Origin of the sequence: Noviherbaspirillum sedimenti (assembly GCF_003590835.1) — a bacterium.
GTDB lineage: Bacteria > Pseudomonadota > Gammaproteobacteria > Burkholderiales > Burkholderiaceae_D > Paucimonas > Paucimonas sedimenti.
Genome location: NZ_QYUQ01000002.1, coordinates 3,180,076 through 3,197,169 on the forward strand (window position 1 = coordinate 3,180,076; position 17,094 = coordinate 3,197,169).

Here is a 17,094-nt window from a genome sequence, read left to right on the forward strand (position 1 = left end):
ATTGATTTAGAACGATCCCTTGTAGGTCAGCACGACCCAGCCACGATCCTGACGTTGAGTGCCATTCGTCACACGGGTGACGCCAGATGCCGTCGGTTCATAGGTAGCTCGGTAATCATTGTAAGAAATTGAGAAGTCATGCCGCTGGTTATAGGTGAAAGTAGCTCCCAAACTATAACTCCCCCCATTTTTGGTGCCATTGTTTGCCACGGCCGAATTGCCTTTCAAGCCGAGGCTATAGCTTGCCAGACCACTGACATCCCAACCCGGCCACACTGACAACCACTGGGGTGTAAAGCGGACCATAGCCTGCAGTGCATCCTTTGTGACGCAACCAGTACCTGCGCCTTGATCACCTGCCGGTCTTTGGCTGCACCCGAGAAAATAATTTTGGCCGGTCGTTACCTTATCCCAGCGGCTGTACCCCAGTTCGCCAATTAGGGTTGCACTGTTCCAAATCGCATTTGGCGCCATTGCAACCACTGCATTTGCCAGCAAGTGCCACGTATTGCCGCGCGCCCCCTCCTGGTTACCATCCGTAATGGAACTTACCAACGGCTGGTTCTTGCGATAGCTGACCTCGCTTCCGAAGCTTATCCCGCCGAGATTCTTGGAAAGACTCATACCGATAAGTTGGATGTTCTTCGGGTACACGGGGTTGTAGATCCTACTGGGAATATTTAAGCTAACGCTCGGATTTTTTTCAGTAAAATCGCGGTAATAAACCCCGACAGTTCCGTCTAACCACGAGGGACGCCACCGCGCGGCTAGGCCCCAGTCGCCCCTTCCTGATGGTTCTATATTTCCTCCGTTCCTAAGAAAGAGTCCGGGCGCAGGCGACACCCGGTCTGGGCCGTTCAACAGAAAATCGGTGCCAGCAAGATAGGTTCCCCCTTCTGGTGACCGTGAGGGGCGCCATTCGAAATAATATTGAGCTGAAAGGCTGAGCTCTGGTGTTGCCTGGAGGTTCGCGGAAATCTGTCCGATAGGCATCGCCAATTCCTTGGCGTCGATACCCGGGTTCGTTACAGCCTTAAGCCCATCCGTCGGCGCTTGACTGTGCGAGATGCTATTGACCGTCAAAAATACAGCCTCCCCCCACAACACCGAATGGCGACCTATCTTAACGTCGCCTGGCATGCCGCCAAGCTCGAAGTTACTGAACACATAGGCGTCGAGAAGTTCGCCCGAGAGACCTTTGTGGTAGCGCTTTGTAAAGTTTGAAAATTGATTATTGAAATAGCTTCCACGCGATGCGAGGGTGGGACCGGTTCTAACATCATCATGGAATGCAGCGTCAGCCCATGCCGCACCGCTAATTCGAAACCCCAATTGCTTTCGATAGCTGAAATCAAACTCGCTTAGCAAGTCGAGCCGATTAGTGACCATGTCTCCGCGATTGAATGAGTTTGTCCCTTCATCATTGCTGGGACTCCTAGCGAGAACCGGATCGCGATTCTCAACTCTCCATCCGGCATTGTAGCGAACGGTATTTCCCCACTGCATACTGATATCCGGATTTTCGCTAGGAATGTCTATTGCATAAGCATGCGCAGCGACGAATGAAAATACGGCAGCCATACATGCCTCCGCATACTTCTTACGTCCTATATTGATTGTCATTGTCTTCCTCCAGTTATTTTCATGAATAATCCTATCCCCAAATCTGACAGACCGCACAACAATTCTGCCTCCTTAACGTAGACGGTCATTTACCACTTGCTTGAGACACTTCTTGCCGAGAACAATCATCGCCTTCGCTGATGTATGTGCGCGATCAAATGAAGTGCGCATCCGGCGCTTCGGCACTCACTTACAAGACCGTCCGACAGGTCGGTCTAACAACTGGGTCAAATGTAATCCCCCTCCATCCGATCTGTCAACAAGTAAATTGAACACAGGCGACTTGCCTTAGCGACGACTTTGGCACAGGAGCTTTTTATGTTGCTGGAGCGGCTGCTACGTTCAATCATCGACTCGATTGTCGTGTGCGTCTTCCCGTACTAACCGATCATTTTTGCCGATCCAGCCCAATACTTTTTCTTCAGCTCAAGCTTGTTAAGCTTGCCGGTGGCAGTCACAGGCAAGCTGTCAAGAAACTCGACTGACTTAGGCTTGGCATAGCTGGCCATGCGCGGCGCACAAAACTCGATCACTTCGCGCTCAGTAAGCTTTTCGCCCGGCTTGCACACAATGAAGGCCTTGACGACTTCGCCCCATTTGCTGTCCGGTACGCCAATGACCGCAACGTTGGCAATCTTGGGATGGTCGAACAACGCATTTTCGATTTGGGCCGGATACACGTTTTCCCCACCGGTAATAATCATGTGGCTCTTGCGATCGACAATGTAGATATAGCCATCCTCATCCACTGTCGCCAGATCCCGCGTGTAATACCATCCATCGCGGATTGCCTCCGCAGTCTCCTTTGGCTTGTTCAGGTAGCCTGCCATCACTTGCCCACTTCTGGCGATGACTTCCCCTACCTCGCCTGGGATGACGTTCGTTCCGTCATCGCGCACAACTCTTACCTCTGAAAGACTGGCCTGCCTCCCGGCCGAGTTCAGCCGCCCTGCAACACGGCCCGCTCCCGTTAATGCTTCCCGATGGTCGCCGGGGCTCAGAAAGACAATCGTGAAGCATTCAGACGCACCAAACGCCTGAATCATGTCGCAGTGTGGGAGCACCTTGATTGTCCGCCTCAGAACCTCCTGCGGCATAGGAGAGGCGCCGTAGAGCAGACGACTCAGACTGCTCAAGTCGTACTCATTCACCTTGTCAAAATTGAGCACAACATTGAGAACCGCAGGCGCCAAAAAGGCTTTGGTGACTTTTTCCTGCTGGACCGTACGGCAGAATTCGAGCGGAATGAAGTCCTTCAAGATAATATTTGTCGCACATCGGAATAGTGCGCCTAATGCGATGATTCCCGCGACGTGAAATATTGGTAAAGAATTCAGGTAGCGATCCTCAGGTCCGAACTGCATCTCGATCGCGATGCAGCACATCCGCATGATCATGCTACGACGCGTCGCCATCGCGCCTTTGGGGTCACCCGTCGTGCCGGTGGTGTAGATAACGACTGCCAGGTCATCATCGGCATGCACGGCTTGCGGCTCCGCTGACGATGCACTCGCCAGCAAAGACTCGTAATCCAACAGGCCATCCACCGCCCCCCCGACTGCAATGACGGCTTCCAATGCGGGCAAGCGCGCGCTCATCTCCTGGACGGTAGCAGCAAACTCCGTATGGACCAGCAATGCCCGGCATTCCGCATCGGCAATGATGGTGCAAATCGCGTCAGGGTTAAGTCGATAGTTGATCGGAACCACCACGATCCCGGTCTTCGCCCCCGCCGCAAAGGCATCAAAGCACTCGGCACAGTTCTTTAGCACCACTCCGACACGGTCGCCCTTCTTCAGCCCCAGGCCAAGCAAGGCATTTCCCAGCCGATGCTGCCGTTCCCCCCACTGCTTCCACGTAAAACGCCGATCCCCATCAACAAGCACATCTCGTTCCGGATATAGCGTTATTCCTCGATTAAATGCTGCGCGATAGTCCATATCACCTCTTGTTATTTCGGCATGAACTCAATGTTCTTTGCATGACATACACGCACTGTCTTTGCCGCTAAACAGGACAAATCACTTCGCTATCAGGCCGCCTCCAGCAGTGTCTACGACTGCTGTTATCACCTCTCACAGAAAATGAGATGAACAGCACCCAGACGGCAGCAATATTGCGCGCCAATCCCGTCTGTGCGCTCCGCCACCTTTTGCTAACCAACCCTACTGTTTCACAAGCGCCAGCATCGCCCATCCCGCTATTACGCCATGCGACGCTACCCGCTGCGCTCATGGCTACATATCAGGCATAGAAGGCAAATGGCTGTTTCAAGCAAAAGCTACTGCACGACGATAGCACTGCGATAAAAATATCTCATGATCGTCTCGTCTAGCCTCTACAGCGATTCAACGGGCGGCATGAGCGCGTCTTCCTAATATTAAACATCGAGCATTTCGCAATTTGTCTGAGTACTATCTGGCCGATTTTTAAATTCGTGTGAGTCGCATCTGCTGCCCCTGTTCATGCCGGCTTTTTGTCATTCATCGAATTTAAATTTCTCTTTGATGGGGCGGCAATATTTCGTGCATATAATTCTTTCCGGTGATTTCATTTGTACAAAGGAGCGCTCCATAGGCAACACCGTCCATAAACTTGCCATAATTTCTTACCGACTCACCGACAAAGAACAGTCCTTCAATGTCGTCACTTTTCGGCGCGAGCTGGCCGTCCCACGCCTGCGCTGGGGTAGGCGCCACTGAAGTAACGAAATCGAAGGCGGGGAACAATGCCCACTCCAATGAGTCCTTGAATCCCGGGTGGCTCTTGTCCATGAAGTCGAGGATGCTGTCGCACAGTAGCTGTAGTTTTCCGGTTCTCTTTAATTCACGCAATTCTGAAGTCGGCAATCCCACCCAGCACTCGATGATTTCTTTGCCTTTCGGTGCTTTACCTTCAATGAACAATGAGTGCGCCTCATATCCGAACATAATTCCGTCTGGGAAGGCCGGATCGTCAATTGCGATCTTTGTCATTAACATGCCGGGAATATCAATTACTGATTTTTTTAACCCAAAGATTGGCGTCACCGCACCGCTCGACTCAAAGCTAGCAACCTTTTCAATAAACTCTTTCGACAAATACGCGTTTGGAATTAGCTCGCGCTTGACCGCAAGTTTAATTGGCACGTTACAGACGATAGTGGGTGCGGTAAATTCCTCGAAGCCACCTTCCTTCCTTACACGGACACCTGTTGCTGTACCAAAGTCGACCGTAATGTTTTCGACATGTTGGCCCAGGCGAACTTCCCCCCCCTGGGCAGTAATGATACTTTCTAGATTATGGGCAATCTGCATAAATCCTTTTCCGCCCATTTGTCCAAGCGTACCATCCGCAAAATGCAGCCCGCCAAGCATCGGCATCCGTGTCACCAGAATAAACTCGCCTGCGGAGAGTTGCTTTGCCGAGTTCATGCCGACTGTAAATGCACCCAAGATGTCAAAGAACTCAAGCACTTTAGGATTCTGGGTCTTCGGTGCGATATACTCCGCGAGTGATATACGGTGGTTTTTTCGAATTTCATCCACCGGCATCTTTACCATTTCACTAATAATCGCGCGCATTTCCCTATAGTCGTCCCCATCCATCCAAGGCAGCTGCCCGCGCGTCATCGAATGCAGTTTACCGTCACTCCAGAACCCGCATGCCTTCAGTGGAACGATCTCGACGGGTACTCCGAGCGCTTCAAGAATGTGGCAGACCCTAGAACTTGTACCGTTGACTATGTCGTGCATTCCGAGTTCGAATTTGTAACCGGCCAGAAGGCCATCATCGATAATTTTTGGAAGGCTGGGAACGCTCGTAACAAGCCACCCGGTTGAAGCACCCAGAGGGCCGAGATAGTCCTCTTTAGTCTTGATATCATCGCCGATGAAGTGATGCATCCTTCCACCGATACCACTCTCCTTCTCCAAGACCAGTACCTTCTTTCCTTCCATCTTCGCAAGCAAGGCGGCAACGCAAAGCCCCCCGAGACCAGCACCTACAACGATTACATCGTACGCATTTTGAGTATTCATATTTCCAATTCCCTTTCATTTATATGCCGACCCGACGGTCTTTTAAAGAAGCCTACTGCAATTCGGAGGGCGTGTCAACAGGACTAACTCCTGATACGACTCGAAAACCTGGAGGGGCTTACCTCCCTTCCACCATCATCGTGCTGCCTTCCTGGGTATTACACAGACAAAGACCGCGAAGCCGAGCCATATTGGTGCCGTCTTATCCGGAGCGAACGAGCTCAAGGGTATCGACTGGGAATGGCTTGTCCTGGATGGAGCAATGGCCAAAGCGCCTCTGGGAAGTGAAATGGACTGGCCCAAAACCCTCCAACCTGGAGGAAAGGCGGCGTCAAACACAGTCTGCTCACTAAAGAAGCGCACAGTGATCCATTGGCTATAGAGATAGAAATTGGGCCCGTCAATCGACACGACATAAAGCTGGTAGTACAGACAGTAGCCAAGAACATGCTGGCGTGGCCGGCTAAAGAACAGCGACGGCGACTGCGCATGGATCTAGGACACGGCTATAAAAAACTGCGAGAAAAGCAGCGGAGAACGGCGCTGGGAGTCGAGCGAACCCATAGCTGAATCAATCGATCTCGACGATTATTGGATTGACGGGAAAAACAGGCTGAGCTTACCTCGCTATGTCGCGGTTTGCATGCGGCTCATTACGTGACAATCCGCCCTATCAAAATAGATTCTAAGCAGAGAAGAACAATTTGCGGGCATTTTCCGCAACAAATTTGGCCAACGTTTCCTCGTCGCGAATTTCCAACCCGGCGATCTCCTTCATACATCGCTCAAAGGTGAGCACTGGATAGTCACTTGCCCACATAATCCGGTCGGCGCCACGGGTATTGAGATAGCGAATGATAGCCGCAGGAATATGCTTGGGCGCAAATGCCGATGTCATGTAAAAAAGATTGGGCCACTTAAGCATCAACTTAACGCAAAGATCTGTCCATGGTTCGCCACCATGGGCCATGATTATTTTCAACTCAGGGAAGAAGTGGCAGACCTCGTCCAAGGCGAAGGGATCTTGGCACTTGCTCGGGACTCGCGGCCCTGGGAACCCCACATTCACACTGACCGGAACCCCTAGCTCAGCGCACTTCGAATAGATCGGAAAATATATTGCATCATCGTAGGGCTTTTGAGTCATGAGCGCCATCATGCGGATCAAACGATAACCGTCATTTCGAACAAGACTATCGACAAGTCGCACCGCATCCATACCTTGACGAGGATCGATAATATGAGAGGCGGCAAACCGTTCTGGAAACCGGTTCACTGCATCTTTTACCCACGACAACGTATCCCCGGTGCCATACCCGGAAACGAGAACCGCCTTTTCAATACCAGCAGCATCCATTTCATCGCAGAGTTGAGAGAGCGTGGTGCCCCTGGCCCATCGCTCGGCGAGTCCAGGAAATAAGTAGTTGGCATCACCTTCCGGGGCACCGAGATTAGTATTTACCCAGCAATCAATTGCCTTAAACTTTAATGTCATTTTGAAACCTCACTAGTCATGACCGACGAACGCGCTGTGGCACCACAGAAGATTGAATTAGCTCTCATAGATAATGCTGAAATAAAAGTGCGACGTGATCGATGACAAGATGTGCGCCGCCGTTGAAATGAACAGAATTCGCCGTTTTCAATTCCCAACCCAGCTTATAACCAACCACAATTAAACGTGTAACTTCGCATACCGTTTGATAGTCCGACTCAACGGTCTATTAAACATAGATTAACAGTGGAAATCCTTGCTTGTCAACGCCAACTCTCGGTTATTTTGGACTCTGCAACGGGAAGCTGGATAAGAGCATCTAACAAAATCGAATAATTGCGGTCAAATCAGCTTTCCAGTATGTTCTGTGAAGAGACGACATGGCACGCGAAGCGGTTGAAAATGAACTATGGGAAATCGTTCGTCTCTTGCTTCCGCCACCATCTGCGCACAAGACGCCAGCCGGCCGCAAGCGCCTGGACGAGCGGCGCCCGCGCGATTGGCAACAGGCCGGTGTTTGGGACCGGCTGCACGCATCCTGCTGGCGACACTACGCCATGCCGGCCACATCGACTTCTAGTGGATGATCGCCGACAGTTCGTCGGTGTGGGCCATGTATGGGGGGCGAACCGGGCCCTAGCCGACTGATCGGCGCAAGGCAGGCAGCCAACGCCATCTTGCTGTCAACGCCCACGGCTCGCCGCTCAATGTGATCCTGACCACCGGCACGATTCGACCCAGCTGATGCCGTTGCTCGGTAGCGTCCCGCCGATCGCCGGGCGACGCGGACGACCGCTCGCCAAAGCGAAGTGCGTGCAGGCCGATCGTTGCTATGACTTTGAGGCCTATCGACGGATCTTGCGACAGCGTCGCATCAAATCGAAGCGTGGCGCCATTACTAGAATGAAGGTCGCCCCATAGCGCCTTGAACTGGCAGACTCCGTACGAATTCGTACGCCAGGCAAGGGCCGGAGAGAAACGAATACATTCAAAACAGTCGGATTTTTCTACGTTAGCACCAATTCCGGCGCAGGCTCATATTATTGCCCGATAGCGCTATGGCGTATAATGACAAGAAAAATTTACAAATAAAAAATCAATTGGGAGCTGTCAATTATGACTCGCACGCGTGCTGAAGACTATGATGTTAAGACTCAGATGATTCTTGATAAAGCTGCGCAGTTATTCGCTCAAGTTGGCTACCCTGCTGCGAGAATGATAGATATTGCAAAGGAGTGCGGTGTCTCCAAATCTATGCTGTACCACTATTTTCCGGCTAAAGACGATATTCTCTTGGCGATGCTTTCTGAGCATGCGGACGGAATGATCAGTGCGGTCGAAGAGATATTGGGGGCCAAAGGAAAGGCGGAAGCACGGTTTGGAATGTTTATCAATTCCTACCTTCACAAGTCGGCACATGCCCGTAGAAGACATCTTGTGGCGGTCAATGATACGAAGTTCTTGCCGAAAAAAATGCAAAAAATTCTCGTAGATCGAGAACGAAAGTTATTGTCGCTACTTGCACGGCTCATGAATGAGTTAAATCCAAATCTTGACGTCGACCTTTATAAGCCATATGCGCTGCTCCTTATCGGTATGCTGAATTGGATTGAAACGTGGTACAAGCCAGGCGGCAAGATAACAGACGCGGAGCTTTGCGAGAGAGTATCCAGGCTGTATTTGCGCGGCTTTCTCGCTGAACGGTAGATCAATCGACGATCCTCGTCGAGGCGTGATATCTACGACTAATTAAAATTTGAACGACTCTGAAAAAGAGTCGTTCAACGCTAAAGTATGCCAACGCGCTTGCCTGGGCCCGCCTCATCTTGGAAGACGAATCACCCCTGTCTGGCACAGGTGGCCATCGTGCTCCGTCACTGCTCTTCCCGATGGAAGCGGTCTTCGAAGCGTTTGTTGCCAAGCACTTGTCGAAGCAACTGATACAGCCGTTGCTATTGAAAACTCAAGGCCGGCCCCATCGCCTGGTCCGGCACCGTGAGCAAAACTGGTTCCGACTAAAGCCCGATCTGGTGGTACGTGAGCCCACTCAGGACCTGATCGTATTGGACAACAAATGGAAGCTGCTTGACGGTCTGAAGGCCAACGGCACCGAAAAATATGGCTTGTCTCAAAGCGATTTTTACCAGTTACAGGCCTACGGTCAAAGCCACCTTGATGGCCAAGGGGAAGTCGTGCTTATCTACCCACCCAAGGACCGAATCCTTTGATTGTCTGTTGCCAGTGTTCGAGTTTTCAAAGACCAGCGGATTGAGCCTCTGGGTATTGCCGTTCTGCCTGAAGTCCCGGTCGTTAATTGTTCCAGGGGACGCTCCGTTTTCCGCCGCTTTCAAGCCGGGAAGTACGGCAGTGCCTAAATTGGTCATGGCATGAGAATTATGCGCATGGAAATCCGCTAAGTAGTGAGATTTCCCTTTTTTCTCCCGAGGGTAGGGAGACGGATACCTCCCAACGTGTTGATGATCACAGCAAATTGACCCACCAATAACACTTTCGCGTGCCCCATCCTAATTCGTGGCTGACCCGCAAAGCCGCTGCGTCTCTTGCCCGCCAAGTAGGGTCAATCGAGGGCGAGAATATTTGCAGAAATTGGCTCAATTTCAATCGATCGGCAACAGTCGCCCCCACATACTGCTTCAACCTGAGCAATCATCACGCCTGCAAACATGCAGGCAAGGGCCACTCGATAATTTCAGCTGCCCGGCGTATTATCCAACGGGCTTCCGTTGGACTTACCCAATCCGCAGCTTCCAGCCGATGAAGGTATTGCTCCACAATATCCTCCTCTGGCATATTTTTTCGTTTGCCATTCTTGGTCCTGATGCAGCTTTCCGCGAATTGATGACCCAGATCTTCGCAAACCTGCCATCGTTCGTAGATTTCTGGCGGCGTACACCCGGCCTCATAGAATTTGCCCTTGTACTTCGTGGCCAGAAATTTGACCTGCGCGCCCGGCACTGCCCCTGAGCGTTCCGGCCGCGGAAAATCCTTCGGGATTCGTGAAAAATCTACTTCGTCGCTGCCTGACGCCGAAGCGTTGTCGTGTTTTGCTGTCATGTCGGTTTCCTTTTATCATTTATTTGAATTGGTAGCCAAGGCAATTGGCTTAGCCCCGCAATGCATCATCGATCCTTGCCAATACGGTCTTCTGCTTCAAATCCGAGTGGAGACTCGGATAGCGATTGCAGAAACCCGTCGTGATTATTTCTTCCAATGCCACATGCAAGCTGCACTTTGCCGAACCGAGAGCAAAGCCAATCAAACGCCTTGATTTCGGATGAGGCACGAATCCAATCGTTTTCCGCAAGCTTTCCGACATCAGGTTGCCATCTCGAATCCGACCCAGGTCATACAGAAATGCTGCCGTGAGCACCATATCGGCCTCCTCCTGAGTCTGGAATCCCATCCCGATTGCCTGTTTTGCCGCCTCCACGGTTCGCACCAGCAAGCCGCAGGGGTAGGTATAGCGCTCGCTGCCGGCAAAGCGGGTCAGGAAGGGCAAGAAAATCGTAGCATCCGAAAAGACATTTTCAAGCACCTGACGCAGTTCAGGCGCCTGGACGAACTGGACCAGATGCCGCAGTTCATCAAGTTTGCCGGGCAAGGCACAGATCGAGCGTGGCAACAGATCCAGATATGAACACATCACTGCTGCAGTGGTGCGCAGCTTCATCACTTCGGCTGTTAGCTTCCCGTTCGATACCGTGGTCACCACGTCGACGTGCAGAAGCTGCCAGTCATGGAATAAATGGATATCCACGTCAGGACGTGAAATGCGCGCATTGATGGTGCCCTCGGCATTGTGGAGCGTGCACAGAATCGCTCCGCTTGCATCACGCCGGAAGTTGGTGCCCCGGCACCAGACCTGCTCCATATACCCGGTAGGGAACGGCAGGCTCAGCGGAAAACTGGGAACACTGAGATCAGCCTGGGTTTCGAATTGGGCGAGTTGTTTCGATTGTGTCTTCATCATCTATCCTTTGTTATCTTATTCACAGGGTGTCTTGCTGACCTATGCGCTGGCCTGGTTACGTGTCTTGGGTATCGTTTTTTTCTTTGCTGGCCCCGGCACTTCCAGCACCGATTTCGTTGCGATCGGGTGTATGGAGCTGGCCAGCAGGCGCTCGAAGGCGCTGCCGTCCTGACGGGTCAGGTTCGGCACATACCGGGAATAGACACGGAACAGCATTTCCGTCGTTGTGTGGCCCAGCTGGCGTGCAATCCATTCCGGGTTCTCGCCAGCACCAAGCCACAGCGTGGCGGCCGTGTGCCGCGTCTGGTAAGGCCGGCGCTTGGTAAGACCGAGATGACGCAGCAACGGATACCACACCCGGTTGGTGACGTTCTTGTTGTCCAGCGGCAGCCCTTCCCGGTTGCAGAAGACATAGACTGACCGCTTTCCCGTATTCTGGTATTGGCGCTGCATAGCCTGGAACACTGGCTCTGACATGACGATGTCACGGCGGGAACCATCCGTCTTGGTCTGGTCGTCCTCGCCCATGACGATGGTTTCCCGCACCATGATGCAGCGGCGCGCGAAGTCGACGTATTTCCACTTCAAGCCATCGATCTCGCCTGTCCGCATCCCCGTGAAGAAGCGCACGATGTAGTAATCCGTGAAGTCCGGGCGCACGGTCGCGAGAATCCGGTTCACTTCGTCGAGCGTGAACGGGTCGATATCCGTGCGGGCCACCTTCAGGCTTTTAATGTTCTGATAAGGCGTGCTAAAGTTAAAGCGGTCGGCCGCTTCATTCAAAATCATCCGCAGGGGCGTCAGAATATGATTGATCCTGGTGGTTGAGAGACCTTCCTTGTTTTTGCGTCCCGGAACTTTGGCGAGTGAGGAACGTAGTTTGAGGATGTCTGCCTTGGTGATTTGGTCGACCGCCCTATCCCCGAATGCCGGGATCAGATGCTTGTCGATGGTGCTGCGCACGGTTTTGCGCTGACTGCGGCGCCAACGGACTTCATTCTCTCCGAACCATTCATCGGCGAAGTCCTTGAACGTTATGCCAGCGGAATTTGATGTGGCTGGAGACGCAATTGGCGCGGCCTTGGATGCGTTTAATGCCGCAGTCTCAAACTTCAAGGCCTGCTTACTTCCCGGAAAGTAAGTTTGGTAGTTGAAAGTCCCCAAAGTGATTTCAGCTTCGATCCGTTTTAAAAGCAGTTCCACTTTTTTACGGTTTTCGCTTGTATCCTCCAGCGCCGTCTGTTCACGACAGCGCGCCCCTTTGTAGCCGAAATCCAGTTGTAAGCGCCCGGTTTCCGGACGCACCCTCACCTTACCCATGGCATACGCTCCCATTCGCCATCGGGATAGTGAGGGAGTTGGCCATAGATGATTTACCAATATCGCGCTCGACCGCTTCCCATACAAACAGGATCTTCCTTCCACCGAACGGCCGGATGTAATGGATACCCTCAAGCAAAACGCTATCCTTCAAGCGCTCGCGAATGGTTCGAGCGTCGTATTTGATGCGCGCCGATAGTTCTTCCGTTGTAAGGTATGTGCCTTGCATGCTAGTCTCTCCTATCAAGTGATAACCAAAATAATCAATCGATACGCTAATTTATCGTTCGATGATTAATATTAGCATCTAAAGATAACTTTGCAAGTCATTTGATAGTTTTTATTATCAAATGAAACGTCATTACAACAGGCAAGCGATGATCAGGTTCAAGCTCGGTGAGCAAATAGAGAAGAAACAGTTTCAGGAAGGGCGCCGGATTACCATTCAGGAAGTGGCAACGGCGACGGGAGTCAATCGCATGACGCTTTCCAAGATTCTGAACCAGCGGGGTTACAGTACCGGTACGGAAATTGTCGACAAGCTATGTGAATATTTCAATTGCCGTGTCGAAGAGTTGCTCGAATACACGCAGCCCGATAGTTTGGAATCAGGCAAGGATTGAGTGCATCGAACCGATGACTTCATCGGAAGTGGAAGTGGGATGTGATGCTGTGACGTTGGTGACCGAGGGTCATTTTTCGACGGAAGACAAATCAGACGATTTTGGAACCGTCACAGATCCGTCACAGACTTGTCACAGCGCGATGTAAGTTAGCAAACACTATCGCGAAGACCCCTGTAAAACTGGTGCGGCTGGCTGGAATCGAACCAGCGACCCTTGGCTTCGGAGGCCAATACTCTATCCACTGAGCTACAGCCGCGTAGGAGGATTACAGAAGAGTCCCGAAGGATACCGTTTTTCTGGCGTGTCGTCCATGCAAACCGCAGCCAATCCGTTCCAAATCGACAGCATTGCGTCTATAATCAAAGGTTTGGCGACCTATTGCGCAATGGAATCCCAGTCGGGCTTCGGAATTGTGCGCACCGGCCTACCGGTTTAAAAAATGTCTTGAGGGAATAATGAGCGACGCACATAACGAACACGAATCCTTGATTAAAACACCCAAGCAGTTGATCGCTGTAATTGCCGCAGCCTTTATCGTGCCGATCCTGATCATCGTGCTGCTGACGAAATTCGTCGCCGGCGACAAGGGTGGCCAGTCCGGCCTTTCCGATGAACAAATCGCCGAAGCCACCGCCACGCGCATCCGCCCGGTCGGCGACGAAGGCTTCACCCTGAAGGATGTCAATGCGCCACGCCAGCTGCAAGCCGGCGATGGCGTCTACAAGGCCGCGTGCGCCACCTGCCACGATGGCGGCCTGGCAGGCGCACCGAAGATGGGCGACGCCGGTGCCTGGTCAGCCCGCATCGCGCAGGGCTATGACAAGCTGGTCGGCAATGCCATCAATGGTATTCGCGGCATGCCGGCCAAGGGCGGCAACCCGGATCTGGACGATGTCGAAGTCGCACGCGCAGTGGTCTTCATGGCCAACAAGGCTGGCGCCAGCTTCAAGGAGCCGGAAGTGAAAGCCGCACCAGCCACCGCCGCAGCGCCGGCTGCCGAAACTGCTGCACCTGCGGCACCCGCAGCAATCGCAGCGCCCGCTGCAGCCGCTCCCGTCGCCGTCTCCGCCGACATCGGCAAGAAAATCTATGACACCGCCTGCATGGCTTGCCACGCTGCCGGCGTGGCTGGCGCGCCGAAGTTAGGCGACAAGGCTGCCTGGGCACCGCGCCTGAAGAAGGGCACCGATACCCTGCACGCCAGCGCCATCAAGGGCTTGGGCGCCATGCCCGCGAAAGGCGGCTCGTCGGCCTCCGATGCAGAAATCATGGCTGCGGTCGATTACATGGCCGCCGCCGTAAAATAAGCAAATTCCTTGCAGCAAGAAGCCGACCCGAGGGTCGGCTTTTTTATAGGCCAGACTTGCACAAACTTACGCGAATGTGTGCAAATTTGCGCGAATTTGCGCGAATTTACGATTAATTGCGTTTGCCGATGCGGCGCGCCTTGGTTGCTGTGGCGCGCTTGACGGCAAAAGCGGCCAATGCACCCAGCGCGGCGACCGTCAGCAGCTTGCGCACCGTCGGCCCGGAGGGCTTGATCCGCCCAAGGAAGGAGAGACCGCGCATGGCCAGGGGCGCCGCCAGCGGCAGCAATGCCGCCATACCGCCGGCCCCCGCGCCACCGCCTTTTTTACTCCGCAACAAGGCCAGCCCGGCCAGCGCCAGACCGCCCGCGCCCTTGACCAGCGCGCCGGCATGCAAACCGGCGGAGACCGCCTGGCCGGCTTGTGCCATGCGCTGCCGGTGCAGTGCGGCTTGCGCCACCAGAGCCTGCTTGCGGTCGGTCGGATTCATGGAGGGCTCGTTCATTGCAGGGCGTCGCGGTCGTTGCGCAATTCCGCCATGGTCAACGGCAGCGACAAGCGGCCTTCGCGGATCAGGGCACGCGCATAAAAGGCGATCAGCACGGTCGCACAGGTATGGACCAGGGCGACGATGGCAAGGATTTTCCAGCCCAGGCTTTCCCAGGCCAGCATTACCACCAAGCCGGTCCAGCAAGCCAAGGCGAAAAATGTGGTGATGACGCCCGCCGCGAAAAACACCGCCAGCTTCAGCAGTGCCGCCCGCACGTCGGCCAGTTCCAGTGCCGCCAGCTCGACACGGCACAGCACCAGGCCAAGCAGGTTGCGCGCCATGGTGGCCACGCCGCCCAGCAGGCCGGGCCGCGCCGACTCTTCGTTGGTAGTTTCGAAAGGCATGCAGCGGCCGGCTTACTTGCGGCCGATCAGCATGCCGAGCAGCACGCCGACACCGGCGGAAATGGCGACGGCTTTCCAAGGGTTTTCCTTGACGAAGTCATCCGTGGTGCTGGCGAGTTCCTTGCCGGTTTCAACGGCGACCGTCTGCAATTCCTGGGCGCGCTGCGCCGCGCTGTCGAGCAATTCCTGGCCCTTGGAGCGCAATTCGTCGGCGCGTTCACCGGTGGCCACGCTGGCTTCACGGAACAGTTGCTGTGCGTCACGCACCAGGGTTTTCATGTCGTTGCGCACGGTTTTATAACTGGAAGCGGTCATGGGGATTCTCCGTAGTGAAATGAAATTGTCGGTCTTATCATACCCAGCGATGCAATTGCGGGCAAGCCGGCAGGCATAATTCCTCACTGAAAATTGGACGGACATCAGGCAATAGCGCTTGCGCGCCTTCCCGCACCGCATCGCAGTGAGCAGTCACTCAGGCTTCGCGCTTGAAAACGGGCGGTTGCTGGTCATGCAACTGGTACCACAGCAAGCCTAGCCATTCATGCAAGGCATAGTAGCTCAAGTCCAGTGCCTGGATGTTAGGCAACCAGCTATTGAACGAGGTGGACTTGTGACTGGCAAACACGGTCGGCGCGGCCAGTACCGTCATGCCGTGTTGCTCGAAGGCACGGCGCGCACGCGGCATGTGCAAGGCGTCGGTGACCAGCACGATTTTCCGCACACCGGCCGCGCGCAGGATGCGGGCCGAGAATTGCGCGTTTTGCGCCGTGTTGTCGGAGGCATCCTCGACCCAGCGCACCGGCACACCCAGTTCGTCGCGCAATACCCTGGCCATCAGCACCGCCTCTCCTTCGGCGGTACCGTCAGGCGAGCCGCCGCTGACCAGCAGCGGCAGGCCGCTGGCGCGCTGCACATAGGCGCCATAGCGCAGGCGGCCGAGCGTGGTCAGCTTCGGCACGTCGACGCCGCCATATTCGGGCGCCTGCGCCAACCGCCCACCGCCCAGGACCACGATTGCCTCGGCCTCCAGTCCGCGGGCCGACCGCAGCGGCGGATTCTGGCTTTCCAGCGGACGCGCCAGCTCACGGGCAACGATGCCAGTACTCAAAGCAGTCAGCAAAAGCAGCGCCAGCGCGCTCAGGGCAAGTCCGGACCGTGGCCGCTTGCGCGCCACCAGGAGGCCGATAGCGGCCAGCAGGATCAGATTAAAAGGTGGCAACAGTACAGTGCCGACGACGGTATTGAATATCCAGCTAGCACTCATGGAATCTTTCCAGGTTCGGGTAGGCGCACTTTGCAAGCAAGTGCGCCCCGACGTCAAGCAAGACGTGCCAGCGTGTACGCTTATTGATCCACTTATTGATCCATTTGCTGCTGCGCCGTGCTGCGCAGCTGGAAGCGGCCATCGTTATTGAACAGCCAGGTCTCCGACAGTTCAAGGCGGCCGCGCTGCAACAGATGGGATGCCGGCCGCGGGAATGGCGCGCTGTTGCGCAACGTGGCCAGGGCGGTCGCTTCGGTGGTGCGGTCACGGTTGGATCGCATGATTTCCGAACGCAACAGCTTGCCGTCGCTATCCACGACATATTTCAGCACCACCACCGACCGCAGCAAGGCTTGCGGCCGGCCGGGATACATCCGCTCGCCATTGACGGCGGCGATATGGTTGGCAAGGGCGACCTTGTAGGCGTGCACACTGGCGGCTTCGGCGGTCACTGCACGCCCCGGACCGCCAATAGCCGAAGGGCCGGGAATATCACTGGCGCAGCCGGCGAAGATAGCGGCGGCGCAGAGCAGGCTGAGTCTTGTTTTCATAGGC

The 17,094-nt window shown here is 54.3% G+C and carries 18 protein-coding genes and 1 tRNA gene; 5 read left to right on the forward strand and 14 right to left on the reverse strand.

Annotated elements, in window-relative coordinates; translation table 11 throughout:
• Window positions 1-6: 6 nt before the first annotated feature.
• The 4 genes from D3878_RS14805 to D3878_RS14820 form a co-directional block, all read right to left on the reverse strand.
• A complete protein-coding gene (locus tag D3878_RS14805) occupies window positions 7-1,623 on the reverse strand; it encodes a DUF1302 domain-containing protein (protein WP_119786191.1) in 1,617 nt (538 codons plus the stop codon).
• Between the two features lie 380 nt (window positions 1,624-2,003).
• On the reverse strand, window positions 2,004-3,563 hold the full coding sequence (locus D3878_RS14810; protein WP_119786192.1) for a long-chain-fatty-acid--CoA ligase: 1,560 nt from the start codon (window positions 3,561-3,563) through the stop codon (window positions 2,004-2,006).
• Between the two features lie 552 nt (window positions 3,564-4,115).
• Window positions 4,116-5,642 carry a phytoene desaturase family protein gene (locus D3878_RS14815; RefSeq protein WP_119786193.1) on the reverse strand — a complete coding sequence of 509 codons (1,527 nt, stop codon included), beginning with the start codon at window positions 5,640-5,642 and terminating at the stop codon, window positions 4,116-4,118.
• A gap of 685 nt (window positions 5,643-6,327) precedes the next feature.
• On the reverse strand, window positions 6,328-7,137 hold the full coding sequence (locus tag D3878_RS14820; RefSeq protein WP_199688170.1) for an amidohydrolase family protein: 810 nt from the start codon (window positions 7,135-7,137) through the stop codon (window positions 6,328-6,330).
• A gap of 380 nt (window positions 7,138-7,517) precedes the next feature.
• On the opposite strand from D3878_RS14820, the gene D3878_RS23515 reads away from it, so the two are divergent.
• The 3 genes from D3878_RS23515 to D3878_RS24380 all read left to right on the forward strand — a co-directional run bounded on the left by D3878_RS23515 (window position 7,518) and on the right by D3878_RS24380 (window position 9,365).
• Window positions 7,518-7,724, forward strand: a complete 207-nt coding sequence (locus D3878_RS23515; RefSeq protein ID WP_147383979.1) for a hypothetical protein — start codon at window positions 7,518-7,520, stop codon at window positions 7,722-7,724.
• A gap of 529 nt (window positions 7,725-8,253) precedes the next feature.
• Complete coding sequence (locus D3878_RS14825; RefSeq protein ID WP_119786194.1) at window positions 8,254-8,844, forward strand: TetR/AcrR family transcriptional regulator; 591 nt, start codon at window positions 8,254-8,256, stop codon at window positions 8,842-8,844.
• Between the two features lie 119 nt (window positions 8,845-8,963).
• The gene (locus tag D3878_RS24380) at window positions 8,964-9,365 is read left to right on the forward strand and encodes an McrC family protein (RefSeq protein ID WP_233556343.1); all 402 of its coding nucleotides are present in this window, start codon (window positions 8,964-8,966) and stop codon (window positions 9,363-9,365) included.
• Between the two features lie 442 nt (window positions 9,366-9,807).
• Here D3878_RS24380 and D3878_RS14835 read toward each other — a convergent pair whose 3' ends face one another.
• From D3878_RS14835 to D3878_RS14850, 4 genes are read right to left on the reverse strand one after another with little or no spacing between them, the layout of a single operon-like run.
• A complete protein-coding gene (locus tag D3878_RS14835; protein ID WP_119786195.1) occupies window positions 9,808-10,212 on the reverse strand; it encodes a hypothetical protein in 405 nt (134 codons plus the stop codon).
• 49 nt (window positions 10,213-10,261) lie between these two features.
• A complete protein-coding gene (locus D3878_RS14840) occupies window positions 10,262-11,128 on the reverse strand; it encodes a hypothetical protein (protein ID WP_147383981.1) in 867 nt (288 codons plus the stop codon).
• Between the two features lie 39 nt (window positions 11,129-11,167).
• Window positions 11,168-12,448: a site-specific integrase gene (locus D3878_RS14845; RefSeq protein WP_119786197.1), complete on the reverse strand. Its 1,281-nt coding sequence runs from the start codon at window positions 12,446-12,448 to the stop codon at window positions 11,168-11,170.
• A complete protein-coding gene (locus D3878_RS14850; protein ID WP_119786198.1) occupies window positions 12,441-12,677 on the reverse strand; it encodes a hypothetical protein in 237 nt (78 codons plus the stop codon). Before D3878_RS14850 ends, D3878_RS14845 begins: the two co-directional genes overlap by 8 nt.
• A gap of 121 nt (window positions 12,678-12,798) precedes the next feature.
• On the opposite strand from D3878_RS14850, the gene D3878_RS14855 reads away from it, so the two are divergent.
• On the forward strand, window positions 12,799-13,071 hold the full coding sequence (locus tag D3878_RS14855) for a helix-turn-helix domain-containing protein (protein WP_233556344.1): 273 nt from the start codon (window positions 12,799-12,801) through the stop codon (window positions 13,069-13,071).
• A gap of 183 nt (window positions 13,072-13,254) precedes the next feature.
• Here D3878_RS14855 and D3878_RS14860 read toward each other — a convergent pair.
• A tRNA-Arg gene (locus D3878_RS14860) sits at window positions 13,255-13,330 on the reverse strand.
• 199 nt (window positions 13,331-13,529) lie between these two features.
• Between D3878_RS14860 and D3878_RS14865 the strand changes: the two genes are divergently transcribed.
• Window positions 13,530-14,381, forward strand: a complete 852-nt coding sequence (locus tag D3878_RS14865; RefSeq protein WP_119786200.1) for a c-type cytochrome — start codon at window positions 13,530-13,532, stop codon at window positions 14,379-14,381.
• Between the two features lie 112 nt (window positions 14,382-14,493).
• Here D3878_RS14865 and D3878_RS14870 read toward each other — a convergent pair whose 3' ends face one another.
• From D3878_RS14870 to D3878_RS14890, 5 genes are all read right to left on the reverse strand, one after another.
• Window positions 14,494-14,871, reverse strand: coding sequence for a hypothetical protein (locus tag D3878_RS14870; RefSeq protein WP_147383982.1), 378 nt, complete (start codon window positions 14,869-14,871; stop codon window positions 14,494-14,496).
• An 11-nt stretch (window positions 14,872-14,882) separates the two neighbouring features.
• Window positions 14,883-15,275, reverse strand: a complete 393-nt coding sequence (locus tag D3878_RS14875) for a phage holin family protein (protein WP_119786202.1) — start codon at window positions 15,273-15,275, stop codon at window positions 14,883-14,885.
• Window positions 15,276-15,287: 12 nt separating this feature from the next.
• Window positions 15,288-15,590 carry an ElaB/YgaM/YqjD family protein gene (locus D3878_RS14880; protein ID WP_199688171.1) on the reverse strand — a complete coding sequence of 101 codons (303 nt, stop codon included), beginning with the start codon at window positions 15,588-15,590 and terminating at the stop codon, window positions 15,288-15,290.
• 157 nt (window positions 15,591-15,747) lie between these two features.
• Window positions 15,748-16,539 (reverse strand): YdcF family protein, encoded by a 792-nt coding sequence (locus tag D3878_RS14885; protein ID WP_119786203.1) that lies wholly within the window; start codon window positions 16,537-16,539, stop codon window positions 15,748-15,750.
• Window positions 16,540-16,631: 92 nt separating this feature from the next.
• Entirely contained in the window at window positions 16,632-17,090 is a 459-nt protein-coding gene (locus tag D3878_RS14890) for an energy transducer TonB family protein (protein ID WP_119786204.1), read from the reverse strand.
• Between the last annotated feature and the right edge of the window lie 4 nt (window positions 17,091-17,094).